Raw genomic sequence first — 5,677 nt, forward strand, 5'->3', positions numbered from 1 at the left:
CGTACGAAAGCGCCACGGCGGGAGCGGATCCGCCCAGCGGGGCCGGCACGCTGACCGGGTAGGTCCAGGTGAAGTCACCGGTTGAGGTGCCAGCGCTCCAACTTCCCGATGGGGCAAGGGGGGTGGCGCTGTACGTGCCACCGGCCCCGCCCGGAGCCGGAGCGGCGGCGAGGACCATGGGCTGAGCGCCGGCCGAGAAGGCCTGCGAGGTGAGTTCGGCGCCCCTGAGTTGCGCCGCGGACGACGGAGCCGCACCAGGGGGCGTTCCGGAGGTGGGGAGGGCGACATCAGCGACGAGTCGGTGGTTCACGTAGTCGTTGTGGAAGGGGACGGGCTTGGCAGTGCGGCACTGGGCTGCCTGCGGCGTGGTCAGGGAGCACGGCGGCAGCTGGACCAGTTGGAGCCGGGAGGTGTAGTCACCTCCGTAGGCGTTGGCGAACCCGGCGTACTCCAGACCGACCGAGACCTTGCCGTCCCCCTTGGTGGCGGCGTTGTTGGTCAGGGACACCAGGACACCGTTGATGCCGGCTCGCTGCGCCTCCTCGCGGCCTGCGACCGTGACCGCGACTTTGTCCGGCGTCTGACCGGCTGTTGTTGTGGCCTGGTGCTGCTTGGTCAGGGATCCGGGACGGCCCAGCCAGACGGGGGTGCCGATGACGGAAGCGGGTCCGGGCTCCAAGGAGGGGGCGCTTTTCGGTGAGAGCGACTGTGCGGATCCAGGGTTGCCCGCAGCCGGGTTCGCCAGCGTGCGGGTTGCCGCGGGCCATACCACGGGCGCCGGGGCAGGCCCGCCCTGGCCTTGCCCGTGCAGCGTCGAGCGCGACGGAGGCGCCGCTGATACACCGTCATGACCGGAGACCGAGTGCTGCTTGTCCAGCGGCCGCGGTGACCACAGTTTCGGCAAATCGTGTCCCCGGGCGAAGACCGGAGCTCCCGAGAGCATCGTCAACGTCAGCGCCAGACAGGTCGTCAGAGCGACCGTATTGCGCCGTGCGCAGGCATGCCGGATCCAGCCGAAAATTAGCGAGAAAGTCCCGCTTCTGCTCTTCACTAAAGCCCCACCCCTGGAAACAAAATAGACCGGAAAGATACCAGTGGATCACCAATGACTTGACCAAGAAAAAAGAAAGCATCAGAAAATAATGAGGCACAGGAAGGCAATGAATCGAGCACAATCAGGCACACAGCGAGCCAGAACTCACAGAATAGACACTGCACCTACACAAGCGGGCTAACTAATTGCCCGAACAAGCGAAGCTTGCGCGTTATGCCCGATAGCTGGTAATACTCCCGACGGGAAAGAATCGATATCGCCATCACAACAGCCTGACTAGATCCCACCGAGAACCCTCGAACTTCATGCCGGATATGCTCCGCAAAGCTCGCCGGATCCGGCATGGAAATCGATAATTCAGAGGCACGTCAGGAGCAGCATGAGGACAGAGAGCCGATATAGACGCAGAGGCATGGCCTCCGCTTTGAGTGTGACCCTCAGCGCCGCGCTTATCTCCCTCGCCGTCGACACGAGCGTGGCGGCGGCGTACGGCACAACCGGTTCAACTTCCCTTCAGCCCGGTGGAGTTACCCCGGCAGACACACCGTCAACTCCGGGCCAGGCGGAAGCGATCTCGTCCTCGGCCAAGGCCAAATCCACGGGTTCCTCCGTCTCTGTAAGTGCGGCGACCACGTCGACGAGCACGCTGACGGCCCACCCGGACGGAAGCTTCACCCAGACCCAGAGCCTTCAGCCTGTACGGGTCAACAAGAGCGGAACATGGGTGCCGGTCGACGCCACCCTCCAGCGCGGCACGGACGGGACGATCGCCACGAGCGCGACCCCCACGGCTTTGGTCTTCTCCGCTGGGGGCAGCGGCCCGCTCGCCAAGATGACCGCTCCTGATGGCAAGGAACTCGCTCTCAGCTGGCCCGATCCGCTGCCCGCTCCCACTCTTTCTGGTTCCAGCGCGCTGTATCCCGACGTGCTTCCGGACGTCGACCTCCGTGTCACCGCGCAGGACCAGGGCGGCTTCACGCAGGTCCTGGTCGTCAAAACCCCGGATGCGGCGCGCAACCCGAAGCTCGCCACCGTGCGTCTCAGTACGGCGACGAACGGCCTCACGCTGACGAACGACCCCGCCGGCGCCCTCACCGCCAAGGACAGTTCGGGAAGAGCTGTCTTCTCCGCACCGACCCCGGTCATGTGGGATTCGAGCACATCGACCGTTGCACCGGCCAAGTCGCGGTCGCTGTTCATGCAGAGCCCGGCCGTAAGCAGCACCAACGACGGAGCGGCCTCCGGACCTTCGGCCGGAGCCAAGCAGGCGGACCTGCACGCGACGGCAGGTCAGAGCGGCATCACGCTGACACCGGATCAGAAGCTCCTGACCGCTTCCGACACCCACTTCCCCGTCTACATCGACCCGAACTGGATACCCCGCAACACTGGCGACACCACCTGGGGCGGCATCTGGGAGGCCCACCAGTCCGAGCCCTGGGACACCGCCAAGTGGGGAGACCCTGGCGTCGGCTATCAGGGCTGGCTGGCGGACACGGGGATCGAGCGCGTCTTCTACAAGTTCGACACCTCCTTCTACTCCGGCAAGACCATCGGCTCCGCCACGCTGAACATGCTGGAGACCTACTCGGCATCGATCGGCTGCGAGAAGTACGGCATCAACGTCTACCGCTCCGACTCCTTCGGCTCCGGCATCACCTGGAACACCGCACCGGCGACGCACGAGCAGATCGGCAGTGCGTCCGTCACCGGTACCCGCAACAACGACTGCCCCGGCAACCAGCCGGCCATTGCGGACATCACCACCGCCATCGCCCATGCCGGCAGCAGCCTGTCGGTCGGCGTCTTCGCCGCCGACGAAGGTGACAAGAACGCGTTCAAACGATTCTCGACGAACCCGACCCTGACCGTCCAGTACAACTCCGTTCCCAACATGCCTACTTTGGCCGCTGCCGTCCCGGCCGCTCAGTCACCAGCAACACCGGACTGCGGCGTGAACGCACCCTTCGGCTGGATCGGCTCGACCAACGTCGCCAGCGACGGCATCCATCTGCGGGCCACCATCTCGGACCCGGACAGCAACCAGCAGGTGCGCGGCCAGTTCGCGCTGTGGGACTACGTGAGCGGCGCCGGGATCATCTCCACGGGGGACGCGAACTCAAGCACTCCCTGGGTCGGCAACAACACGACGGTCGACAAGGCCGTCGGTCCACTGGAGGACGGGCACACCTACGGCTGGAACGTACGCGCCGACGACGGCATCAACCATTCCGCCACCAGCGCCGGCTGCCATTTCCAGATCGACAGGACCCCGCCGAGCCAGCCCAGCGTCTCCTCGACCGACTACCCCGCCGCTGGTTCTTCGACCGCCCCTACGCATGCCATGGGCGACGGATTCCAAGGCCAGTTCACCTTCGCGGCAACCGACGCCACCAGCGGAGTCGACCACTTCGAGTACGCCTTCAATACCTCGCTGCCGGTCGGTGGCGCCAGCACTGTCGCGGCCACCAACGGCTCGGCCAGCATCAGGCTCGCGCCCACGCACTGGGGCACCAACTTCCTGGATGTCAGCGCCGTCGACAAAGCAGGCAACCACTCACAGTCGTACGAGTACGCCTTCTACGTCCCCGACAATCTCAAGGCCCAAGCGGCTCCGGGCGACTTGACGGGTGACGGTGTCCCCGACACTGCGATCGTCGACAAGGACGGTCAGATCCGCTTCTACACAGTAGGAACCGATCCCGCCCTCGGCGTCCCGGTCGCAACCTCACAGGCCCCTACGGCCGACGAGACCTGGAAGGGCGCGACCCTCGCCCACCGGGGCGCCATGCACGGCTCGGCGAACGTGGACGATCTGTTCGTCCTCAAGTCCGGCAAGCTGTACATCTATCTCAACCCCAGCCCGGCCAACTTCATCAAGGCACAAGCAACGGCAGTCACCCGGCCGTCGTGCAACGCCACCATCACTGACTGTTCCACCTACGCAACCGACTGGTCTCAGGCAAGCCAGATCATCGCCGCCGGAGACGTGGACGGCGACAGCGCCCACCACAACGACCTGATCACCGTCGAGGGCGACAGGCTCTGGCTGTTCCCGGAAACGGCAGCGGGCGCCTCCTCTCCCCTATTCTGATCGGAGCGAGCGGCTGGAACGGCTTGACCGCCGCGGCCCCCGGCGACGTCACGGGGGACGGCCTTCCAGACCTCTGGGCCCGCGACAAGGCCACAGGCGCCGTATACCTCTACGCCAACCGTGCAGGCGACCCCAAGGGATTGGGCGACACGACCACGCGCAAGCAGATCAACAGCGGTCTCATGCCCCTGTCCTACCCGGCGCTCACCAGCGACGGCGACATCGACGGCGACAAGGTCCCGGACCTGCTCGCCGTCAGCTGGGACGGCCGACTCACCGAATTCCCGGGACAGAAAGACACTAGCGGCACAGTATCCCTCGGCGCCCCGGTCGATCTCAGCCAGCGCGGCTGGACGGCCACTGCACAGTCCATCGAGGGCTCGCCCTACCTCCCCTCCAGCCGGAGCGACTTCAACAGCGACGCCCGGCCGGACATCGCCGCCGAGTGGCCCGACGGCACCCTCCACCTCTACACCGGAGACTCCGGCGGACGACTCGCATCCGGCCCTCAGCTGTGGGACAAGACCTGGGGCGGCATGAAGCTCATGACCACCGGCGACTTCAACGGCGACGGCAACGCCGACCTGGTCGGCGAATGGCCCGACGGAACGCTCCACCTCTACCCCGGCAACGGGCAGGGCGGACTGGACACCACGAACGTCACACAGCTGCCCGGAGGCACCACCTGGGGCACCGTCAAACAGCTGACCACCGGCGACTTCAACGGCGACGGCAAGACCGATCTGGTCGCCATCTGGGGCGACGGCACCCTCCACCTCTACACGAACAACGGCACAGGAGGTCTCAACTCCGACGTTTCCATGTGGCCCGACAACAGCTGGGGAGGAATGAAGCTCCTCGCCGCAGGCGACTACAATGGCGACACCTACGCCGACATCCTCGCCGAGTGGCCCGACGGCACCCTCCACCTCTACTTCAGCGACGGCCACGGCGGCCTGACCTCCGGCCCCCAGATGATCGGAGGCAACACATGGCTCTCCGTCCAACACCTCATAGCCGGTGACTTCTCCGGCGACGGCAAGACCGACGTCGCAGCCGTATGGGGCGACGGCACCCTCCACCTCTACCCCGGCGATGGAGCCGGCCACTTGAGTGATCCCGTCTCCATGTGGCCGGACAGCAGCTGGGGAGGAATGAAACTCGTCAGCTAACCCGAGCGCACGCATGCCGGTGGCCTGTGCCCACCCAGGGCGGGGACAGGCCACCGGCCCGACTACCTGACGCGAAACAGCGACCACCACCCGACAGGCCGCCTACACCGTCAACGAAACGGACAGCACCAGCCCGACAAGGTTCGTGCTCCAGCACACCGGCGAACAGGTACGGTCAGGACCGCGAGCACATGGGGCAGATCCCTGCCGCCGAGCACCCTCATCTATACCGGTAGTTCGTTAAACCCGGCGGTAAAGATCAAGGGGTCTGCCGGCGGTGACCGCGTCGATCAGGGCCTGGAGTTCGGGTGGTGGGTCGGTGTCCGTCCAGGCTCGCCACCAGCGGTGCAGGGTGGT

Annotated in this window: 2 protein-coding genes and 1 pseudogene; 2 read left to right on the plus strand and 1 reads right to left on the minus strand. The window is 65.9% G+C overall.

The annotated features are described in order from the left end of the window. Nucleotides 1-679 (minus strand): annotated as a pseudogene (locus tag DT019_RS38850) (RHS repeat protein); the annotation flags it as partial. Between the two features lie 805 nt (nucleotides 680-1,484). Here DT019_RS38850 and DT019_RS38855 point away from each other — a divergent pair. Together DT019_RS38855 and DT019_RS38860 are read left to right on the plus strand one after the other, a co-directional pair. Then, a complete protein-coding gene (locus DT019_RS38855) occupies nucleotides 1,485-4,148 on the plus strand; it encodes a hypothetical protein (protein WP_147267430.1) in 2,664 nt (887 codons plus the stop codon). A gap of 23 nt (nucleotides 4,149-4,171) precedes the next feature. Further along, nucleotides 4,172-5,320, plus strand: a complete 1,149-nt coding sequence (locus DT019_RS38860) for an FG-GAP repeat domain-containing protein (RefSeq protein WP_114041715.1) — start codon at nucleotides 4,172-4,174, stop codon at nucleotides 5,318-5,320. Nucleotides 5,321-5,677: the final 357 nt, after the last annotated feature.

The sequence above is a fragment of the Streptomyces sp. SDr-06 genome (assembly GCF_003324565.1).
Classification (GTDB): Bacteria; Actinomycetota; Actinomycetes; order Streptomycetales; family Streptomycetaceae; genus Streptomyces.